Below are 18,787 nucleotides of genomic sequence, written 5' to 3'. Positions count from 1 at the left end.
CTTAATTCTGGCCCTGACTCAAACGGCGGGCGGCGTTGAACATGTGAATCTGCGCCGCGCTGCGGGCCGCCATTTCATCACCGGCGCGGATCGCTTCGACAATCGCCGCGTGCTCTTCGCGCACCTGTCGCGAAAAGTCATCGCGCCGCGCCTCGTTGCTGCGCGTGACCGCTGTCGCCGCTTCCAGATACTGACTGAGAAATTCCAGGGTCTTGATGAAATAGGGATTGCGGGTGGCCACTGCCAGCGTGCGATGAAACGCGACATCCGCTGCCACGCCATCATCTCCGGCGCTGACATCCGTGCCGATGCGCGCCAGCGCTGCATCGATGGCGCGCATATCGGCCGCGTCACGGCGCTTGGCAGCCTGCGCCGCCACCTCGGCTTCGATGGCGCGGCGCAATTCAACGATCTGCAACACCGCGTCCGGCGAACTGATTTCGGTGTAATCGATGCGCAAGGGCTTGATACCGGCTTGCTCGGTAACGTACACGCCACTGCCCTGACGCGGCTCGACCAGACCTTCATGCTTGAGCCGCGAAATCGCTTCACGCACCACCGTGCGACTGACGCCGAACTCCTGCGCCAATACCGCTTCGGTCGGCAATTTGCTGGCGCGCGGAAAGACGCCGGCATCGATTTGTTCGAGCAATTGCCGGGCGACGGTGTCGCTGAGGGCTTGTACCGGGATTTTCTGAAACATGGAGATTTGTGGTTTTTACGCGCAATTGATCAGGTCATCATACAAATTTATCGATAGTGCTGCAATCCGATTTTTTGCCCCGGACAGCCACTCTTGCCGGAGAAAACAAGCTTTATCTCCACTTTATGCAGGATTTGGCAGAAGTTAAAGATGATTTTTCGAGAGATATCGCCAAACGGGCTGCCTGAAAATAGTCGGGCATGCGTCCGTTTCGACAACGCTGCGTTTTGTGGCACACTGAGTCCATTGCAATTTCAGCATTCAATCTGCGCTTCCCTATTTATGGCATACGATCTCTCCGGCATGCTGGTCATCGGCATCTCGTCCCGCGCCCTGTTTGACCTTGAACACGAAAACACGATCTATGACACCGAGGGTGTGGCAGCCTACAGCGACTACCAGCGCCAGCACGAAAACGATCCCTTGTTGCCGGGCACCGCATTTCCGCTGGTCAAGGCCTTGCTCAAACTCAACACGCTGATCCCGGACCGGCGGCTGGTCGAGGTCGTGGTGATTTCACGCAATTCGCCGGATACCGGTCTGCGCGCCTTCAATGCCATCGAAACCCACAAGCTCGACATCAGCCGCGCCGCATTCACCGGCGGCGAATCCATCAATGCCTATCTGAAGGCATTCAAGATCGACCTGTTCCTGTCGCGCGACAAGAGCGATGTGCAGGCCGCGATTGATGGCGGCGTTGCTGCCGCTCAGTTATATACCGCTCCCTCCAACTACATTGCACCGGAAGATCAGATCCGCATTGCCTTCGATGGCGATGCCGTACTGTTTTCCTCGGAATCGGAAAAGATTTTTGCCGACAAGGGGCTGGATGCCTTCACCAAACATGAACAACGCCATCGTCACAAGGCAATGAAAGAAGGCCCGTTCGCCAAGTTGCTATTTGCACTCGCGGAAATCCAGAAGCAATTCACGCCGGAAACCTGCCCGGTGCGCATCGCCATCGTGACCGCACGCAACAGCCCGGCACACAAGCGCGTGATTCACACCTTGCGTACCTGGAAGGTGAATGTCGACGAAGCGTTTTTCCTCGGCGGCCTGCCCAAGGCCGAGGTCTTGCACGCGTTCGGCGCGCACATGTTCTTCGATGATCAGGAAGGCCATGTACAGATGGCATCGGTACGCGTGCCCTCCGGCCGGGTGCCGTATCAGGGCGGCAGCCTGAGCGGCAAGCCCAGGACCGGCAAACTGGTGGCGGCCAAAATCAAATAAGACGCCGCTACAGCGGGCAACCGACCGCGGCCCGCTGCATTGCGGTCAATCATCTGCGCTCCGTTATTGTGAAGCGGACGCCTGCACACACCAAAATGGTGAATCGCAGTCGCATTTCCATCGCACTCAAATCACGACGGCGTCACCGCCACGCGCTTCCGTTCGCGCACCATACGCCCGTAAAACTTCGTCAAACGCTTGTCTTTCAAGCTTGTATACAAGTCTGGCATACATATTGCTGAATGCTCTGCATGAACGCAGACCATTCCATCAAGTCGTCGATACACATTGCCAGCCGGATCACCGAGGCGATTCTGGCGCGGCAACTCGCGCCGGGCACCCGTCTCGGTGAGCAACAACTGTGTGAGCTGTTCGGCGTCAGTCGCACCCTGATCCGTGAAGCGCTGACGCGGCTGGTCACGCGCGGCATTGTCACGGTGGTCGCGCGCCGTGGCTGGTTCGTCATCGAACCCTCGGCCAATGACGCCCGCGAAGCTTTCGAAGCGCGACGCATCATCGAACTCGGTCTGCTGCGCAATACCAATACCGTCAGCCCGACGGCAATTGCCCGCCTGCATGAACATCTGCGTCGTGAACAGGCGGCGATCGACGGCCATGACGCCGGCGCCCGCTGCTACCTGCTGGGCGACTTCCATGTCTGTCTGTGCGAATGCCTCGGCAATACCCTGCTCTCCGAAACCCTGCGCGATCTGACCGCCCGCACCACCTTGACGGCGATGTTGCATCAATCATCGGAACAGGCCGAAGACTCTTGCGTCGAACACGTCGAGATCGTCGCCGCGCTGGCCAGCGGTGATCTGCGCCAGGCCGAGACGCTGATGCTGCATCACTTGCAGCATGTCGAGTCCGGATTGCGGCGCAGCGCCATCAGCGATCCGCTCGATTCGCTGCGCACCGCACTGGCGCCGGTGGCATCGGCTCCCACACTCATCCGCACCACCCAACCAGCGGCGTACAACGCCACACCAACCACCCCTCCCACCTTTGGAGAATCCCCATGAAACTCTCGCAACTGTTCCTTGGCCTGATGGCAGGCGCCATGCTGTTATCCACAACCGTGGCCCGCGCCGACGCCCTTGATGACATCCAAAAACACGGTGTACTGCGCGTCGCCGTACCACAGGATTTCCCACCATTCGGTTCGGTGACGGCCGATCTCAAACCACAAGGACTGGATATCGATGTGGCCACCCTGATTGCCAGGAAAATGGGCGTCAAGGTCGAACTGGTTCCGGTCACCAGCGCCAATCGCATACCTTACCTGCAAACCAAAAAAGTCGACCTGGTCATTTCCAGCATGGGCAAGAATGCCGAACGTGAAAAAGTGATCGACTTCTCGGCCGCCTATGCACCGTTCTTCAATGGCGTATTCGGCGCCGGCGATCAAAAGGTCAGCGGTCCCGCCGATCTGGCCGGCAAAACCATCGGCGTCACGCGTGGTTCGGTGGAAGATCTGGAATTGACCAAGATCGCACCACCAGCCGCCACCATCAAGCGCTATGAAGACAATAACGGCACCATCAGCGCCTTCCTGTCGAATCAGGTGCAACTGGTTGCCACCGGCAACGTAGTCGCGGCTGCCATCATCGCCAAGAATCCGCCGAAAAAACCGGAAACCAAATTTCTGATCAAGGACTCGCCATGCGTCATCGGCCTGAACAAGGATGAAAAGAAATTGCAGGACAAGGTCAATGCAATCCTGGCGGAAATCAAAAAGGACGGCGAACTCAATGCGCTGTCGGTGAAATGGCTCGGCCTGCCATTGCCAGCGACCTTGTAAGGCCGGCTACAGCATGACTGGTCCGGCAGCCGCCGGATCGGAATCGCCACCTTCGATAAAAGAAAATTCACGATCATGGCTTATCACTTTGATTTCCTGTCCACGTTCGACTACACCGATATCTTGCTCAAAGGCGTCATGACTACCGTCGAATTGACGGTGATCGGCACCGCACTCGGGGTCGCCGTCGGCATCTTCGGTGCCTGGGCCCGTACCCAGGGGCCGGGCTGGTTGCGACCGGTGGTCAGCGGCTATGTCGAACTGATCCGCAATACGCCGTTTCTGATTCAACTGTTTTTCATCTTCTTCGGCTTGCCCAGCATCGGCGTGCAAATCTCGGAAATGCAGGCCGCGATCCTGACCATGGTGATCAATCTCGGCGCCTACAGTACGGAAATCATTCGCGCCGGCGTGTCTGCCATCAACCGCGGACAAATCGAGGCTGCGCTCAGTCTGTCGATGACGCGCATGCAGGTATTCCGTTTCATCATTCTGCGGCCGGCGCTGCAAAAGATCTGGCCGGCGCTGTCGAGCCAGATCGTGATCGTCATGCTCGGCTCATCGGTGTGTTCGCAGATTGCGGTAGAAGAATTATCGTATGCCGCCAACTTCATCCAGGGCCGCAATTTCCGCGCCTTCGAGGCCTACATCGTCGCCACTCTTCTGTATCTGGCGCTGGCCATCCTATTGCGCTATCTGTTGCGACTCATCGGCAATCGTTTCGTCATCGCCCGGAGGCCGGCATGATTACTTTTTCGACCTGGGACATCATCCGCAATCTGCTGCTGGCAGTGCGCTGGACCATTCTGTTGTCGCTCACGGCATTCGTGCTCGGCAGCGCGCTCGGTTTATTGATCCTGTTCATCCGTACCTCGAAACACAAGGCGCTGCAACAGGCGGCGAAAATCTACATTGAAGTATTTCAGGGCACGCCCTTGCTGATGCAGTTGTTCCTGGTGTTTTTCGGTCTGGCATTGTTCGGCCTGGAAGTGCCGGCATGGCTCGCCGCCGGCCTGGCACTGACACTGTGGAGCGCGTCATTCCTGGCGGAAATCTGGCGCGGTTGCGTGGAAGCGATTCCGCGCGGGCAATGGGAAGCATCGTCGGTGCTGGCCATGAGCAATCTGCAACAAATGCGTCACATCATCTTGCCGCAGGCATTGCGCATCGCGATTGCGCCCACCGTCGGTTTCGGCGTGCAGATCATCAAGGGTACGGCGGTCACCTCAATCATCGGTTTCGTCGAGTTATCCAAAGCCGGCACCGTGATCACCAACGCCACCTTCATGCCGTTCACCGTGTTTGCGGCGGTCGGCTTGTTCTATTTTGTCTTGTGCTGGCCGCTGTCGAAGTACAGCCAATTCTTGGAAAGGAAATTCAATGCCGCTCATCACCATTGACAATGTCAAGAAGCGCTTCGGTGACAATGAAGTGCTCAAAGGGATCCGGCTCGACGTCGACGCCGGTGAAGTAATTGCCATCATCGGCAAGAGCGGTTCCGGAAAAAGTACGCTACTGCGCTGTATCAACGGCCTGGAAACCATCAACGAAGGCACCATCAACGTCGCCGGCGCCTACCTTGGCGAAAGCGAAATCGAACTGCGCAAGCTGCGCCTGAAGCTGGGCATGATTTTCCAGCAGTTCAATCTGTTTCCGCATTTGAGCGTGGGACGCAATGTGATGATTTCGCCGATGATCGTCAAAGGCACCAGCGAAGCAGAAGCCCGCACGCTGGCGCAACAGAATCTGGAACGGGTCGGTCTGGCGCAGAAATTCGACAGTTACCCGGATCAGCTTTCGGGCGGTCAGCAACAACGTGTGGCGATTGCCCGGGCGCTGGCGATGCAACCGCAGGCATTGTTGTGCGATGAAATTACTTCGGCGCTGGATCCGGAACTGGTCAATGAAGTGCTCAGTGTGGTGCGCGGTCTGGCCGATGAAGGCATGACCTTGCTGATGGTCACGCATGAAATGCGGTTCGCCCGCGAAGTGTGTGACCGGGTAGTGTTCATGCATCAGGGCAAAGTGCATGAAATCGGTCCGCCGGAAGAAATTTTCAGCCGTCCGCAAACGCCGGAATTGCAGCAATTTCTGGGGATGGCGCAGGGGTAAAGCGGGAATACGCCGAATCCGGCTGCGGCGTTATCGGCCGCCGGATTGCCACCTCAACGCGCCAGTTCGCACACCTGCTTGCCGTTTTCGACAAACCGGACCGGACCGGTGGTGTAGCGTTCCTTCGGAATCGCCACCAGCAGATAATCCTTGATTTGATACGTCGCACCCGAATTCGGGCGCTTGTATTCATAGTCCAGCCGCAGCACGCCATTGCGATAGGTGACGCCCTCGGCCTTGAATACCTGTTCCCGCTCGGCGCTGTCAGGCGCCTGCATCACGCGTGCCGCCAGCAGCAATTGCTGGGTATCGAAAAATCCGGCCGGCGGTGCTTTCAACTGTTTTTTGGATTTGGCCGGCATGGTCTGAAACCAGTAGCTCCAGTCTTGCTCGGACCGCATCAGGGCGCACAATACCGGTTGCGTACGTTCGTCCCAGTTCTTGACGAAGCCGGGATAGGTACCGCTCAGAATGGTGGAAAACGGCACGATCGTCGGATCTTCCTTTTTCTTCCAGAAAAACATCGAACATCCGCTAAGTCCGACACAGGCGCTGGCCAGTATGCTGCACGTCACGGTATTGGCAATCGTCTTCTTCATACTCTTCTCGTTAATCCCCGGGCGGTACTGCTGAATTCTCACCATCAATAACATCGCATTAAAGCATGCATTAGCTACAGTACGATGAATTTGATCTCATCTTTACATGACGCCAAACCACCTGCTTCGAGCGGCACTGGTGAAAAATAGTTCAGCAGCATCCGCAAACATCATCCGGGCTTCCATTTTTTTCGGGCTGCCCGGCAACATCGGGTAACATCTTGCATCACCTCAATTTTCTATCTCAAGGTCACGTCGCCATGAATACGCCAGCCACCGTCCCCCTTTCCGACGCCATGCGTTCCTTCGTCGAAGGTCTGCCGAAAACCGAACTGCATCTGCATATCGAAGGCACGCTGGAACCCGAATTGCTGTTTGCTCTGGCGCAACGCAACAAAGTGGATTTACCTTACGATTCGGTCGAAAGCCTGCGCGCTGCTTACGCCTTTACTGACCTGCAATCCTTCCTCGACCTGTACTATGCCGGCGCCAATGTGTTGCGCACCGAACCGGATTTTTACGACATGACCGCCGCCTATATTGCGCAGGCACGGGCCGACAATGTGCGTCATGCCGAGATTTTCTTTGACCCGCAAACCCATACCGAGCGCGGCATTCCGATTGCAACCGTGTTTGCAGGCATTGCCCGGGCGCTGCGTCAGGCCCGTGATGAACACGGCTTCACCAGCGTGATGATCATGTCGTTCCTGCGTCATTTGTCGGAAGCGGATGCTTTCGCCACGCTGGAACAGGCATTGCCGCTGCGTGAGCAATACGCCGATTTATGGACAGGGATCGGCCTCGATTCATCAGAACGCGGCAATCCGCCTGAAAAATTCCAGCGCGTATTTGCGCGCTGCCGCGAACTCGGCTTCCGGCTGGTCGCTCATGCCGGTGAAGAAGGACCGGCGGCCTATGTCAGCGATGCACTCGATCTGTTGCAGGTGGAACGTATCGACCACGGCGTGCGCAGCGAGGAAGATCCGGCCCTGATAGCGCGCCTGGTCCAGTCGCAAATGCCGCTGACCGTGTGCCCGTTGTCCAATCTGAAGCTGTGCGTGGTGGACGATATGGCGCAACACAATCTGGCGCGCCTGCTGCGGGCCAAGGTGGCGGTGACGGTGAACTCGGACGATCCGGCATATTTCGGCGGCTACATGAACGCCAACTATCTGGCAGTGGCATCGGCGCTGACGCTGAGCCGCGAAGAACTGGTGCAACTGGCGCGCAACGGCATTGCCGCCAGCTTCATCAGTGCGGCCGAAAAAGAGCGCCTGAGCACGGAGCTGGAACACTACGCCAGTTCGCATTAAGGCCTGCCGCCGCCGGCTACCCTTCTCCCTCCTTCTTCGTACCACATCGCAGGTCGGCCCTATGGCATGACCTGCGCCTCTTGCGCTGTTGCCTGAATCCCGCCTGAATCTGGCAACCAGCCGGCTAGCACGCTTTTTGCTCAATAGCGATGGAACAGGATCGTCAACAATCCGGTTCAGGCGTTGTTGCCACAACCAAGGCAAAAAGAAAGAATTCAAGCCCTTTGTCAGTGCAGGCGCTCCCCAATTTGTTGCGAATAACGACCTCGATTGTCGACATGTTGTATGCCCGCCCATGAACAAAATTGCCAAACGCCTCGCGCCCCCAAGCCGTCATGCCGTACGCGAATCCTCGCCGGTGGTCGAAGAACGCATTTATCAGGATATCTACGACGCCATCATGGAGCATCGCTTGCCGCCGCGTACCAAGCTGACGGAACAAGTGCTGTGCCAGATTTATGACACCGCGCGCCATAGCGTGCGCAAGGTGCTGGCGCGCCTGTCATCCGAGGGCATGGTTGACCTGGAGGCCAATCGCGGTGCGTTCATTGCGTGTCCCTCGACCACCGAAATCAAGGACATGTTTGAACTGCGCAATATCATTGAACATGCCGTATTGGACCAGGTCGGACAAAAAGCCGGCAGCCGCCAACTGGCCGGTTTGCGCAAGATGGTGGAACAAGAACGCCACTCCTATCTGAATGGCGACCGCCCGGCATGGATCAGACTGTCGGCGCAGTTTCATCTGGCCCTGGCGGAGCTGACCGGCAATCTCCTGATCGTGGAAACCCTGCGCCGGCTGGTATCGCGCACCACCCTGATGATCGCCAAAAATGAAGCGCCCGGTCACAATGCCTGCTCGTTCGATGAGCACGACACGGTACTGGCGGCACTCGAACACGGCGATATTGCAGCGGCGCAGGAACACATGGCGCATCACTTGCACTTGTGCGAAGACCGGGTGCAGCCGAACGACAGCGACAGTTTTGATTTGCGTGCCGCCTTGGGAAAAAGCGCCTGAGCCGGCGGCAGTCCATGTCGAATAAATACCTTCTGCATTTCAAATTTGTTGCATTGTTAATTGTTCGGCGATAGCGCTGAATGACAGCCCCCACCTCATTTGACTGGAGACTGTAAATGACAATGCAATACCCGCCGCCTGCGACCGGTGCCAGCGCCGGTCGCGCGCTTGAAAATGGCTTGATCTATACCTTTCCCGCGCTGGCCAACGAGCGCCTGAGCAATGCCGATCTGGCGCCACTGCAAAAACAAACCTGGGGCTCCTACAACATCTTTGCGTTCTGGATGTCAGATGTGCACAGCGTCGGCGGCTACATTTTCGCCGGCAGTCTGTTTGCACTCGGACTGTCGAGCTGGCAAGTGCTGGTGTCGCTGCTGACCGGCATCCTGATCGTGAATTATTTCTGCAATCTGGTGGCGCGGCCGAGTCAGGTCAGCGGTGTGCCCTATCCGGTGATCTGCCGGGCATCTTTCGGCGTGCTCGGTGCCAATATTCCCGCCATGATTCGCGGCCTGATCGCCGTCGCCTGGTATGGCATACAAACCTATCTGGCATCGAGCGCCTTCGTGATCGTCATCCTGAAATTTTTCCCGGCGCTGGCGATCTATGCCGATCTCGCTCAACACGGATTTCTCGGGTTGTCGGCACTCGGCTGGGCCGGCTTTCTGCTGCTATGGATATTGCAGGCACTGGTGTTCTGGAAGGGCATGAATGCGATCAAGAGATTCATCGATCTGGCCGGGCCGGCAGTCTATGTCGTCATGTTCATGCTGGCCGCCTTCATGATCTACCGCGCCGGCTGGCACCATATCGATTTCAATCTGGGCCAGGTCAGGTACAGCGGCTGGAGCGCGGTGCCGGTCATGCTGACGGCGATTTCGCTGGTGGTCTCTTATTTTTCCGGGCCGCTGCTCAACTTCGGAGATTTTTCCCGCTATTGCCGTTCGTTCGACGACGTCAAGCGCGGCAACTTCTGGGGCTTACCCGTCAATTTCCTGGCCTTTTCTCTGGTAACGGTGATCACCACCGCGGCCACCGTGCCGGTCTTCGGCCAACTGATTACCGATCCGATTGAAACCGTGGCCCGTATCGACAACGTGACGGCGGTGATACTCGGTGCGCTGACCTTTTTGATCGCCACCATCGGCATCAATATCGTCGCCAACTTCGTGTCGGCCGCCTTCGATTTTTCCAATCTGGCGCCGAAACACATCAGCTGGCGCGCCGGCGGCATGATCGCCGCGATTGCCTCGGTATTCATCACGCCCTGGAATCTGTTCAACAACCCGGCCATGATCCACTACACGCTGGATCTGCTCGGGGCTTTCATCGGGCCGTTGTACGGCATCCTGATTGCCGACTACTACCGCATCCAACGACAACACATTCATGTGCAAGACCTTTACAGCATGCATCCCCAAGGCCGCTACTGGTATCGGCGCGGGGTGAATCCGCGTGCCGTGCTGGCGCTGATTTTCGCGGCCGCCATCAGTATCGCCTGCGTCTTGCTGCCGGCATTGCGCAGTTTGGCCGATTTCACCTGGTTCATCGGCATGCTGCTCGGTGCTGGCGCGTATCTTGCAATCAACCATCAACAGCAGTGAGTGCCGCATGATCATCAAATTAATCAATCCCAACACCACCGTCAGCATGACTGAAAAAATGACCTTCTGTGCGCGCCGCGTCGTCGGTGCCCACACGCAAATCATCGGCGTCAGTCCGTCGATGGGCCCGGCCTCAATCGAAGGCCATTACGATGAAGCCATGGCCGTCCCCGGTCTGCTGGCAGAAATTCAAGCCGGCGAACGTGAAGGATGCAGCGCCTATGTGATTGCCTGCTTCGGCGATCCAGGTTTGCAGGCCGCGCGCGAAATCGCCAATGGTCCGGTGATCGGCATTGCCGAGGCGGCGATGCACTATGCCAGCCTGATTGCGCCTTCATTCAGTGTCGTTACCACATTGCGACGCACCTGCGGCATGACCTGGCATCTGGCCGAACGCTATGGCATGCGGCGCTTTTGCCGCAATGTACGGGCCAGCGACATCGCCGTACTGGAACTGGAACACCCGCACTCCGACGCTCGTCGCCGCATCACCGACGAATGCCAGCGGGCGCTCGATGAAGATGGTTCTGACGCCATCGTCCTCGGTTGCGCCGGCATGGCCGATCTGTGCGCGCAAATCAGCGACGCCATCAATGCCCCCGTGATCGACGGCGTGACCGCCGCCGTCAAGCTGGCCGAATCGCTGGTGGCGCTGGGTCTGAGTACCGCCAAGCGCGGCGATTATGCGCGACCGCTGCCGAAAACCTATAGCGGCATGTTGTCGCCGTTCAGCCCCTTGTGATTTGATGCATTACTCCATGCAGCCGCGCAGTCGGGCGGCTTTTTTCAACTTGTCTCCTCCCCCACCAGCACATGTCAACGCCAGATAACTACCCCCGCGACCTGATCGGCTACGGCCCCCGGGTTCCCCACGCCGGCTGGCCCGGCCAGGCACGGATTGCCGTCCAGTTTGTCTTGAACTATGAAGAAGGCAGCGAAAACAGCGTATTGCACGGCGACCCGGCATCGGAGCAATTCCTGTCTGAAATCGTCGGCGCTGCCGCCTACCCGGCACGCCACATGTCGATGGAATCAATTTATGAATATGGTTCGCGCGCCGGCGTCTGGCGTATCTTGCGTGAGTTCGAAAAGCGCGGGTTACCGCTCACCGTATTCGGCGTCGCGATGGCGCTACAACGCAATCCGGAAGTGACGCAAGCCATGGTCCGGCTCGGCCATGAAATCGCCTGCCACGGTTTGCGCTGGATTCATTATCAGGATGTCGATATCGCGACCGAACGCGAACACATGCACGCGGCGCTGGACATCATCCGCCAACTTACCGGCGACATGCCACTCGGCTGGTACACCGGGCGCGACTCACCCAATACCCGGCAACTGGTGGTCGAACACGGCGGACTGGCTTACGACTCGGATTATTACGGCGACGATCTGCCCTTCTGGACCAAGGTTGCACTGGCCGATGGCAGCAGCAAACCGCACCTGGTGGTGCCCTACACGCTCGACACTAACGATATGCGCTTTGCCACGCCACAAGGCTTCAACACCGCCGGGCATTTTTATCAATATCTGAAAGACAGTTTCGACGTTCTGTATGCCGAGGGCGAAGACCAGCCCAAGATGCTGTCGGTCGGCATGCATTGCCGCCTGCTGGGGCGCCCCGGCCGTTTCATTGCCTTGCAGCGTTTCCTTGATTACGTGCAATCGCATGAGCGCGTTTGGATTTGCCGCCGGATTGACATTGCCCGTCACTGGCAACAGCGGCATCCGTATCAGGCAGCGTAGCTGACGTGACGATTGGCTGCTGGCGACTGCATTGCGGTCGTCGGCCGGCCGCTCATTGATGACGCACCTGACAGGCGTGGCAGCACCGGCCAATCATTGCAGGCAGCAAAAACCTGGACAGGAATTTGCACAAACGGGAACGGGAAGATTGCCGGGTCGGACGACCCGGCAACTGCGGATGATGCAACAACCCAAGCCGGCACGCACCATCAGATGCATGCCGGCCTGCTCACACTCAGAAGTGGTATTCAGCGCGGATCATCGGTGTCTTGGCCAGCGAACCGGGAACATTCGAAGGATTGCCGAACTTGTTGCGCCAGTATTGATACTCCAGACCAACGCGGAAGGTGTTCTTGCCAAGGCCGAGCGGCGTGCCAAGATCGTACATTACCTGCATGTCGATATTGAGTTCGGGTCCGGTCGAACCACCGAATTCGTTCTTGCCCTTGGCGGCGATCCAGTTCAGGTAACCTTCAAAGGCCAGCGGCGTGGAACCGATCGGAATACCCCAGGCCATGTTCAGCATCGGATGCGTATCGTAGGTATAACGGCTGCTGATGGTTTTTGGCTGATTGCTTTCAAACAGCGCGAACAAGCTGATGTTGAGGAAGCCCGGCACATCCATCATCAGGGTCGGACCGACGACCAGCATGCGCTTCTTCGAGGCATAGCTGGTGTCATTCTTGGTATTCCAGTCAAAGCCGCCGGTAAAGCCGAAACCGCGAATCGGTCCCCACTTCAGATCCTTGCCGGCGATCTTGCCGAAGTCCAGCGTATGGCGATACACAATGTAGGCTTCCTGCGCGCTGCTGTCTTTGCTGTCGGACATCAACAGGTCGACGTTCAGAAAATTGCTGCCGTACTTGTAACCGCTGGCATGCGTGAAGTTCACGATATTCTTGGTGATGTCCTGATTGTTGTACGGCTCGGCAAACTTGGTGCCGTAACGATAGCCAATCGAATTGTCGCTCCAGTCGGCAGCTTGCGCCGATTGCATCGCACCCATTGCCGACAAGGCCAGCATGGCACCCGATACGCATACCCCCATTGCATTACGCTTCATACACTTCTCCCTTTTGCACAGCATTGAAATTGATTCGGATTTTTTCTGCCACAGCCTGCCGGCACACAAACCGGTCATGTCATGCAGACCGTTGTCGTGTCCGGCGTTTTTCATTTGATACAGGCCGATATCGAATCCGCCGCGTTCGCTAATGCAAACGCCGTGCCAATCAAATCGATTGTGGTTTCGCGTGCAAATTTTTGGCGCAGAAAATGGACGAAAAATAATTCCTTGTTTGGCGAGATGCGCCTCGCAAACAATTGCCATTACTTGCATCAGGGCTTTTTTGTATTTGAAAAAGAAAATTGTTTTATCGATTGTCGACAATTAATTTCACCAGATCGACAACCTCTATTGCCGCTAAAAGTCTTGTCTGTATTGGCATGCAAGCGCACCGACAGAAATTTATTAGTGCGGCAAAAGCAATATCGGTGCAGATCAGCACCAAATTGTCGCAAATAATTTTTTGGATTGTCATCAAAATAAATTGAATTCATCAGACACCGATTCCCGAACAGGCGAGGCCGGCAGCATGACGAACCGCGCCAGTCCGGCGTCGACAGCGGTCACGAGGTCACTGGCACAGTAAATGCTTTTCGACAGGGTCGGCAATCGCCATGCGCGATACCTGAACCGCATTGTCATGATCAACAAATCCAGGGGGATGAATGCAGTACTTTTCCAAAATCACCACAGCACTGCTGCTCGGCGCAGTGTGCAGCACCGGCTTCGCCGCCGATACCAGGATCAAGTTCCAGCTCGACTGGCGCTTCGAAGGTCCGGCAGCCTTGTTCCTGGTCGCCAAATCGAAAGGCTACTTTGCGCAGGAAAAGCTGGATGTCACGATTGACGCCGGTAACGGTTCCGGCAACGCCGTCAACCGCGTGGCATCAGGCACCTATGACATGGGCTTTGCCGACATGGCGGCGCTGATGGAATTTACCGCCAACAATCCGACCGCACCGGGCAAGCCGGTGGCGGTCATGATGGTCTATAACGACACCCCGGCCGCAGTCTTCTCACTGAAAAAATCCGGCATCAAGACGCCGGCCGATCTGACCGGCAAAAAAATCGGCGCTCCGGTATTCGATGCCGGCCGCCGTGCTTATCCGATCTTCGCCAAGGCCAATGGCCTCGATGCCGGCAAAGCCAACTGGGTCAGCATGGACCCGCCATTGCGCGAAACCATGCTGGCGCGCGGCGATGTCGATGCCATTACCGGTTTTTACTTTACCTCGCTGTTGAATCTGAATGCACGCGGCATCAAGGATCAGGACATCAACGTCATGCTGTATCCCGACTACGGCGTCAAACTGTATGGCAACACCATCATCGCCTCGGATAATCTGATCCGGCAAAACCCGGAAGCCATCAAAGGATTCTTGCGCGCCTTTGCCAAGGCCACCAAAGATGTTCTGAACAATCCCGAAGCCGCCATCAAGGTACTCAAGGAACGTGATGGTCTGATCGATGAAAAGCTGGAACTGCGTCGTCTCAGGCTGGCCATCAGCAGCGCCATCGCCACACCCAATGCCAGGGCAGAGGGTTATGGTCAGGTATTGCTGCCGCGTCTGACCTTGATGGCGTCGCAAGTCTCGGATGCCTATGGCACCAAGACCCGGGTCAATGCCGACGGTATCTGGAACCCGGCGTTCCTGCCGTCCAGGGCTGAACTCAACGTGTTTGCCAAATGAGTGTGTCGGCCGTCAGCTCCGGACATTTCGTCGATTTCCAGCGGGTCTTCCTGTCGTATGACGACTCTGACGCGTTCGCCGTGGAAGACATTTCACTGCAAACCCGGCAGGGTGAATTCATTGCCATCGTCGGTCCGTCCGGCTGTGGCAAGTCAACCTTCATGAAACTGGCCACCGGATTGAACCGGCCTACACGCGGCAGCATTGCCATTGATGGCGCGGCAGTCACCGGACCATTGAAGATCGTCGGCATGGCATTTCAGGCGCCAACCTTGCTGCCGTGGCGCACGACGCTGGAAAATGTGTTGCTGCCGCTGGAGATCGTGGAACCGTATCGCCACGACTTCAAGAAAAATAAAGCGCAATATACGCAACGCGCGCTGGCCTTGCTCAAGACCGTGGGACTGGATGGCTATGCCGATAAATTTCCGTGGCAACTATCGGGCGGGATGCAACAACGCGCCTCGATCTGCCGCGCGCTGATCCATGAGCCCAAGATGCTGCTGCTCGATGAGCCCTTCGGCGCACTTGATGCCTTCACGCGCGAAGAGTTGTGGTGCGTGTTGCGCGACCTGTGGACCGAACGCCATTTCAACGTGATTCTGGTTACCCACGATTTGCGCGAAGCGGCATTTCTGGCCGATACCATTTATGTGATGAGCAAGCGCCCGGGCCGGATTGTGGCGCGCAAGGAAAATCCGTTGCCGCGTCCGCGCGAACTGGAACTGACTTATACCGACCCGTTCAATGCCCTCGTCCATGAACTGCGCGAGCATATCGGCCGTGTTCGCAATACCTGACTGCCATGAAAAAAACCCGTAAACCCAATAAAGCCACCACTGCCCTCGCGCCGTGGTTATTGCTGTTGCTGACCCTGGTGATCTGGCAATGCATTTGCAGCGCATTGCAAGTATCAGAATTCATTTTCCCGAGTCCGCTGGCAATCATCCAGGCCATGATCGAATTTTCCGGGCCGATTGCCCATCATGCCCTGAGTACCTTTTGGGTCACCATGACCGGCTTTGCCATCGCCGTGGCAGTCGGCGTCACGCTCGGCTTTCTGATCGGCTCCTCGCCCTTGCTGTACGCCGCCGTCTATCCGCTGATGACCGCCTTCAATGCCTTGCCCAAGGCGGCCTTTGTGCCGGTGCTGGTGGTCTGGTTCGGGATTGGCGCCGGGCCGGCGATCCTGACCGCGTTTCTGATTTCATTTTTCCCGATCATGGTCAATATCGCCACCGGCCTCGCCACCCTCGAACCGGAACTGGAAGATGTGTTGCGGGTGCTGGGCGCCAGGCGCATGGATATTTTGCTCAAGGTCGGCCTGCCGCGTTCGCTGCCGTATTTCTTTGCGTCGCTCAAGGTCGCCATCACACTGGCGTTTGTCGGTTCCACTGTCTCGGAAATGAACGCCTCCAATGAAGGCATCGGCTATCTGCTGGTATCGGCCGGTTCTTCAATGAAGATGCCGCTGGCCTTTGCCGGTCTGGTGGTGATCGGCGCCATGGCGATGCTCATGTATGAGCTGTTCGCCATCGTCGAAAAGCGGACGACGCGCTGGGCCCACCGCGGTGGCGGTGGCAAATAGACACGATAGACGCGCGCCATGAAAAAGTTTCTGTTTCAAGCCAATTCGTCTATGGTAGATTCCAACCAACCATGCCAATAAGAACAGGACTCAATGTGACCGCTGCCGCCGCGCGACTGGAAATAGCGCATATCAGCAAATCGTATCCCGGGGTACTCGCCAACGACGATATCAACCTGAGCGTCGCGCCGGGCGAAATTCATGCCGTGCTGGGCGAGAACGGCGCCGGCAAATCGACACTGATGAAAATCATTTTCGGCACCGTCAAACCCGATGCCGGCGACATCCGCTGGAATGGCGAGGTGGTGCATATCGGCAATCCGCAGGTCGCGCGCAAGCTCGGTATTGCCATGGTGTTTCAGCATTTTTCGCTGTTCGATACCTTGACCGTGGCGGAGAATATCGCCCTCGGCCTGGATGCCAACACCGATCTGGCCGATCTCAGCGCACGCATTCGCCAGACCGGTGAGAAATATGGTCTGGAACTGGAACCGACACGCCATGTGCATACGCTGTCGGTCGGCGAACGGCAGCGCGTGGAAATCGTGCGCGCGCTGTTGACCAATCCGAAGTTGCTGATTCTCGACGAGCCGACTTCCGTGCTGACCCCGCAGGCCGTGGAAAAATTGTTCGTCACGCTGCGCAAGCTGGCCGCCGAAGGTTGCAGCATTTTGTACATCAGCCACAAGCTTGATGAAATTCGCGCCCTGTGCCACAGCGCCACCGTCATGCGCGGCGGCCGCGTTACCGGCAACTGCGACCCGCGCAACGAAACCAGCGCCGGCCTGTCGCGCATGATGATCGGTGATGAACTGGTGCGTCTGCACCGGGAGCGCAATCCGGAATCGCAACGCAACGAACGCAAGCTGCACCTGAACCGCTTGTCTTTGCCCAAAGCGCATTTGTTCGCGACCGAATTGCATGACATCGAATGTGAAGTGCGGGCCGGCGAAATCGTCGGTATTGCCGGCGTCTCCGGCAATGGTCAGCAGGAATTGCTGGCTGCGCTTTCAGGCGAAGATCAGCGCGCCGCGCCCAACATGGTCATGCTGGCGGGTAAAGCCGCCGGCCAGTTGGCACCCAATCCACGCCGCGCACTGGGTCTGGGACTGGTGCCGGAAGAGCGACTCGGGCGCGGTGCGGTTCCCGGCCTGAGTCTGAGCGCCAACATGCTGCTCTCGCATCAAAAAGCACCCTACGTGAAATACGGTCTGATCGATCACGCCTATGCCCGCAAGGTGGCGGCCAGCATCATTGCCCGCTTCAAGGTCAAGGCCAGCGGTCCCGATGCATTGGCGAAGAGCCTGTCCGGCGGCAATCTGCAGAAATTCATTGTCGGCCGCGAAATGGAACGCAAGCCATCGGTATTCGTGGTGGCGCAACCGACCTGGGGCGTCGATGTCGGCGCCGCAGCCCAGATCCACGCCGAAATTCTGGCACTCAAACAGGAAGGCTGCGCAATTCTGATCATTTCCGAAGAACTCGATGAACTGTTTGCGCTGTGCGACCGCTTGCACGTGATCGCCAAAGGCCGCTTGTCGCCATCGATTGCCATCGAACAGGCCACCCGCGAACAGGTCGGACTGTGGATGAGCGGGCTGTGGCAAACCGGCGCGGCAGATGCGGAGCACGCGCATGTTTAATCTGCCATTCAAACTCGAACTGCGCGGCACGCCGTCGCGCACCATGACGTATCTGTCACCGGTCATCGCGATCGTGTTGACGATGTTGCTGGGCGCGCTGTTGTTTATCGCGCTCGGCAAAGATCCGCTGGCCGGCCTCAAGGTATTTCTGATTGATCCGTTCAGCAGCAAGCGCGCCATCAGCGAATTGCTGCTCAAGAGCGTACCGCTGATCTTGTGCGCGCTCGGGCTGGCGGTGTGCTTCCGCGCCAGCATCTGGAATATCGGCGCCGAAGGACAACTGACCGTCGGTGCGCTGTGTGCCGGCGCCATGCTGGTCTGGCTCGATGTTCCCGGGCACGGCATCAGCGGCGGTGCCGGTTTGCTGTTGATGATACTGGCCGGCATCGTCGGCGGTGCGCTGTGGGCAGCCATCACGGCCTTGCTGCGGGATCGCTTCAACGCCAATGAAATTCTGGTGTCGCTGATGCTGACCTATGTCGCCCAACTGTTGCTGATGTATGCCGTCAATGGCCCGTTGAAAGATCCCAACGGCATGAACTTTCCGCAATCGCAGGTGTTCTCGCCGGAATTTCTGCTGCCGGCCCTGATTCCCGGCACCCGCTTGCATATCGGCTTCGCCGTGGTGATCGTGGCAGCCTTGCTGATGACGGTTTTCATGACCCGCAGC

19 protein-coding genes are annotated in these 18,787 nt (G+C 57.6%); 16 read left to right on the top strand and 3 right to left on the bottom strand.

What is annotated here, in order from left to right; translation table 11 throughout:
- Position 1: 1 nt before the first annotated feature.
- Positions 2-703: a FadR/GntR family transcriptional regulator gene (locus tag AKL27_RS19810; protein ID WP_050464595.1), complete on the bottom strand. Its 702-nt coding sequence runs from the start codon at positions 701-703 to the stop codon at positions 2-4.
- Positions 704-985: 282 nt separating this feature from the next.
- Between AKL27_RS19810 and AKL27_RS19805 the strand changes: the two genes are divergently transcribed.
- The 6 genes from AKL27_RS19805 (at position 986) to AKL27_RS19780 (ending at position 5,846) form a co-directional block, all read left to right on the top strand.
- On the top strand, positions 986-1,933 hold the full coding sequence (locus tag AKL27_RS19805; RefSeq protein WP_050464594.1) for a 5'-nucleotidase: 948 nt from the start codon (positions 986-988) through the stop codon (positions 1,931-1,933).
- 251 nt (positions 1,934-2,184) lie between these two features.
- Positions 2,185-2,955 carry a GntR family transcriptional regulator gene (locus AKL27_RS19800; protein ID WP_050464593.1) on the top strand — a complete coding sequence of 257 codons (771 nt, stop codon included), beginning with the start codon at positions 2,185-2,187 and terminating at the stop codon, positions 2,953-2,955.
- A complete protein-coding gene (locus tag AKL27_RS19795; protein ID WP_050464592.1) occupies positions 2,952-3,734 on the top strand; it encodes a transporter substrate-binding domain-containing protein in 783 nt (260 codons plus the stop codon). The genes AKL27_RS19800 and AKL27_RS19795 overlap by 4 nt, the downstream gene beginning before the upstream one ends.
- A 75-nt stretch (positions 3,735-3,809) precedes the next feature.
- Entirely contained in the window at positions 3,810-4,481 is a 672-nt protein-coding gene (locus tag AKL27_RS19790; protein ID WP_050464591.1) for an amino acid ABC transporter permease, read from the top strand.
- On the top strand, positions 4,478-5,134 hold the full coding sequence (locus AKL27_RS19785) for an amino acid ABC transporter permease (RefSeq protein WP_050464590.1): 657 nt from the start codon (positions 4,478-4,480) through the stop codon (positions 5,132-5,134). Before AKL27_RS19790 ends, AKL27_RS19785 begins: the two co-directional genes overlap by 4 nt.
- Positions 5,115-5,846 (top strand): amino acid ABC transporter ATP-binding protein, encoded by a 732-nt coding sequence (locus tag AKL27_RS19780; RefSeq protein WP_050464589.1) that lies wholly within the window; start codon positions 5,115-5,117, stop codon positions 5,844-5,846. Before AKL27_RS19785 ends, AKL27_RS19780 begins: the two co-directional genes overlap by 20 nt.
- 53 nt (positions 5,847-5,899) lie before the next feature.
- Here the strand turns inward: AKL27_RS19780 and AKL27_RS19775 are convergent, their stop codons facing one another.
- Positions 5,900-6,445, bottom strand: a complete 546-nt coding sequence (locus AKL27_RS19775; RefSeq protein ID WP_050464588.1) for a hypothetical protein — start codon at positions 6,443-6,445, stop codon at positions 5,900-5,902.
- 260 nt (positions 6,446-6,705) lie between these two features.
- Between AKL27_RS19775 and AKL27_RS19770 the strand changes: the two genes are divergently transcribed.
- The 5 genes from AKL27_RS19770 to puuE all read left to right on the top strand — a co-directional run bounded on the left by AKL27_RS19770 (position 6,706) and on the right by puuE (position 12,129).
- Complete coding sequence (locus AKL27_RS19770; RefSeq protein ID WP_050464587.1) at positions 6,706-7,758, top strand: adenosine deaminase; 1,053 nt, start codon at positions 6,706-6,708, stop codon at positions 7,756-7,758.
- A gap of 295 nt (positions 7,759-8,053) precedes the next feature.
- Positions 8,054-8,779, top strand: coding sequence for a GntR family transcriptional regulator (locus AKL27_RS19765; protein WP_050464586.1), 726 nt, complete (start codon positions 8,054-8,056; stop codon positions 8,777-8,779).
- Positions 8,780-8,895: 116 nt separating this feature from the next.
- A complete protein-coding gene (locus AKL27_RS19760; RefSeq protein WP_083439171.1) occupies positions 8,896-10,383 on the top strand; it encodes an NCS1 family nucleobase:cation symporter-1 in 1,488 nt (495 codons plus the stop codon).
- Between the two features lie 7 nt (positions 10,384-10,390).
- A complete protein-coding gene (locus tag AKL27_RS19755; protein ID WP_050464585.1) occupies positions 10,391-11,125 on the top strand; it encodes an aspartate/glutamate racemase family protein in 735 nt (244 codons plus the stop codon).
- Between the two features lie 71 nt (positions 11,126-11,196).
- Positions 11,197-12,129 carry an allantoinase PuuE gene (puuE, locus tag AKL27_RS19750; protein ID WP_050464584.1) on the top strand — a complete coding sequence of 311 codons (933 nt, stop codon included), beginning with the start codon at positions 11,197-11,199 and terminating at the stop codon, positions 12,127-12,129.
- A gap of 235 nt (positions 12,130-12,364) precedes the next feature.
- Here the strand turns inward: puuE and AKL27_RS19745 are convergent, their stop codons facing one another.
- Positions 12,365-13,192 (bottom strand): outer envelope protein, encoded by an 828-nt coding sequence (locus tag AKL27_RS19745; RefSeq protein ID WP_050464651.1) that lies wholly within the window; start codon positions 13,190-13,192, stop codon positions 12,365-12,367.
- Positions 13,193-13,860: 668 nt separating this feature from the next.
- On the opposite strand from AKL27_RS19745, the gene AKL27_RS19740 reads away from it, so the two are divergent.
- The 5 genes from AKL27_RS19740 to AKL27_RS19720 form a co-directional block, all read left to right on the top strand.
- Positions 13,861-14,886: an ABC transporter substrate-binding protein gene (locus AKL27_RS19740; protein WP_050464583.1), complete on the top strand. Its 1,026-nt coding sequence runs from the start codon at positions 13,861-13,863 to the stop codon at positions 14,884-14,886.
- Positions 14,883-15,686 carry an ABC transporter ATP-binding protein gene (locus tag AKL27_RS19735; RefSeq protein ID WP_050464582.1) on the top strand — a complete coding sequence of 268 codons (804 nt, stop codon included), beginning with the start codon at positions 14,883-14,885 and terminating at the stop codon, positions 15,684-15,686. The genes AKL27_RS19740 and AKL27_RS19735 overlap by 4 nt, the downstream gene beginning before the upstream one ends.
- A 5-nt stretch (positions 15,687-15,691) precedes the next feature.
- The gene (locus tag AKL27_RS19730) at positions 15,692-16,474 is read left to right on the top strand and encodes an ABC transporter permease (RefSeq protein WP_050464581.1); all 783 of its coding nucleotides are present in this window, start codon (positions 15,692-15,694) and stop codon (positions 16,472-16,474) included.
- Between the two features lie 71 nt (positions 16,475-16,545).
- The gene (locus AKL27_RS19725; protein WP_232311043.1) at positions 16,546-18,117 is read left to right on the top strand and encodes an ABC transporter ATP-binding protein; all 1,572 of its coding nucleotides are present in this window, start codon (positions 16,546-16,548) and stop codon (positions 18,115-18,117) included.
- On the top strand, positions 18,110-18,787 hold a 678-nt coding region (locus AKL27_RS19720; RefSeq protein ID WP_198156024.1), incomplete at its 3' end, for an ABC transporter permease. The genes AKL27_RS19725 and AKL27_RS19720, both read left to right, overlap by 8 nt.

It is taken from the genome of Herbaspirillum autotrophicum (assembly GCF_001189915.1).
Lineage (GTDB): Bacteria > Pseudomonadota > Gammaproteobacteria > Burkholderiales > Burkholderiaceae_D > Herbaspirillum > Herbaspirillum autotrophicum.
This window is presented reverse-complemented; position numbering and strand designations above follow the sequence as displayed.

Coding starts and splice junctions, on each gene's coding strand:
- AKL27_RS19795 (WP_050464592.1), top strand. CDS start 2,952: ATGAAACTCTCGCAACTGTTCCTTGGCCTGATGGCAGGCGCCATGCTG.
- AKL27_RS19780 (WP_050464589.1), top strand. CDS start 5,115: ATGCCGCTCATCACCATTGACAATGTCAAGAAGCGCTTCGGTGACAAT.
- AKL27_RS19755 (WP_050464585.1), top strand. CDS start 10,391: ATGATCATCAAATTAATCAATCCCAACACCACCGTCAGCATGACTGAA.
- AKL27_RS19785 (WP_050464590.1), top strand. CDS start 4,478: ATGATTACTTTTTCGACCTGGGACATCATCCGCAATCTGCTGCTGGCA.
- AKL27_RS19740 (WP_050464583.1), top strand. CDS start 13,861: ATGCAGTACTTTTCCAAAATCACCACAGCACTGCTGCTCGGCGCAGTG.
- AKL27_RS19790 (WP_050464591.1), top strand. CDS start 3,810: ATGGCTTATCACTTTGATTTCCTGTCCACGTTCGACTACACCGATATC.
- AKL27_RS19765 (WP_050464586.1), top strand. CDS start 8,054: ATGAACAAAATTGCCAAACGCCTCGCGCCCCCAAGCCGTCATGCCGTA.
- AKL27_RS19775 (WP_050464588.1), bottom strand. CDS start 6,445: ATGAAGAAGACGATTGCCAATACCGTGACGTGCAGCATACTGGCCAGC.
- AKL27_RS19735 (WP_050464582.1), top strand. CDS start 14,883: ATGAGTGTGTCGGCCGTCAGCTCCGGACATTTCGTCGATTTCCAGCGG.
- AKL27_RS19770 (WP_050464587.1), top strand. CDS start 6,706: ATGAATACGCCAGCCACCGTCCCCCTTTCCGACGCCATGCGTTCCTTC.
- AKL27_RS19800 (WP_050464593.1), top strand. CDS start 2,185: ATGAACGCAGACCATTCCATCAAGTCGTCGATACACATTGCCAGCCGG.
- AKL27_RS19745 (WP_050464651.1), bottom strand. CDS start 13,192: ATGAAGCGTAATGCAATGGGGGTATGCGTATCGGGTGCCATGCTGGCC.
- AKL27_RS19725 (WP_232311043.1), top strand. CDS start 16,546: ATGCCAATAAGAACAGGACTCAATGTGACCGCTGCCGCCGCGCGACTG.
- AKL27_RS19730 (WP_050464581.1), top strand. CDS start 15,692: ATGAAAAAAACCCGTAAACCCAATAAAGCCACCACTGCCCTCGCGCCG.
- AKL27_RS19810 (WP_050464595.1), bottom strand. CDS start 703: ATGTTTCAGAAAATCCCGGTACAAGCCCTCAGCGACACCGTCGCCCGG.
- AKL27_RS19805 (WP_050464594.1), top strand. CDS start 986: ATGGCATACGATCTCTCCGGCATGCTGGTCATCGGCATCTCGTCCCGC.
- AKL27_RS19760 (WP_083439171.1), top strand. CDS start 8,896: ATGACAATGCAATACCCGCCGCCTGCGACCGGTGCCAGCGCCGGTCGC.
- puuE (WP_050464584.1), top strand. CDS start 11,197: ATGTCAACGCCAGATAACTACCCCCGCGACCTGATCGGCTACGGCCCC.